This window comes from Lentilactobacillus kefiri (assembly GCF_007989105.1).
Classification (GTDB): Bacteria; Bacillota; Bacilli; order Lactobacillales; family Lactobacillaceae; genus Lentilactobacillus; species Lentilactobacillus kefiri.
The window spans coordinates 1-797 of sequence record NZ_BJVK01000106.1 but is presented as its reverse complement, the minus strand read 5'-3'; the positions used below and the strand labels follow the sequence as shown (position 1 = coordinate 797).

General features: G+C 40.8%; 1 pseudogene. It reads right to left on the bottom strand.

What is annotated here, in order from left to right:
• Positions 1-333 precede the first annotated feature (333 nt).
• Positions 334-797: pseudogene (locus tag LKE01_RS11925) on the bottom strand (hypothetical protein); the annotation flags it as partial.

Genomic DNA, 797 nt, shown 5'->3' with positions numbered 1-797 from the left:
GGCCAATATGTTCACACGCGTCCACCAGCTGATTGCCTAGATTATCTACCACAATAACGTCACGATGGTAGGCTTATTTGTTATGCCTTCAAGTACGATATTCAGACAACACACCAGATTAAACGCCGCAACTAATAAAACAACAAAAAAGATCTCCCACACGAGGAGATCTTCAAAGGATAGAAACTATCCTTCAACACCATTTGACAAACTTCCACATTAATATAGTTTTGTAATTATGCTACCGCCTTTGAAGCGGCTTGCGTGGGAAGTCCTGTTTTCGGCGGGACTTCCTTTTTCTGTCCACATTATAGCATGTCCTTTAAAAACTGGCTACCGTTTTAAACTTTGATCAAGTTCGGATTCGGGTTGTTTGATTCCTGGATTCTGTTCAGCAAATGCTTGTAACTGCTTTTGCGTTCGCTCACTGATTTCTTCATGTATCTCATGTAACTGGTTTTTAAATTGTGTTTTTTGTTGTGGATTAGTCATTTGCTGAACTTGTTGTTGCAATCTTTGGTAGGACTTATTAAGATCCTGGGCGGATAGCTTTTTTAGATCATGCTCAGGTTCTTTTTGGGCTTCTTGTAAGCCTAATTGTTTGGTTAACTCGTCACTAAGCTCAATCACTTTGTTGCTAACTTGCTGGATTTCACTTAAAGCACTATGGATCACAGCTTTATCTTTAGCCCAGGTAGCCACATATCCGAGTGAATAGTTACTGGTATCAACGCCAATATTTTGCATGGCAACATATGCGACCGCTTCGGCTTGGGTTTCTTGATAGGCTCGTGGTC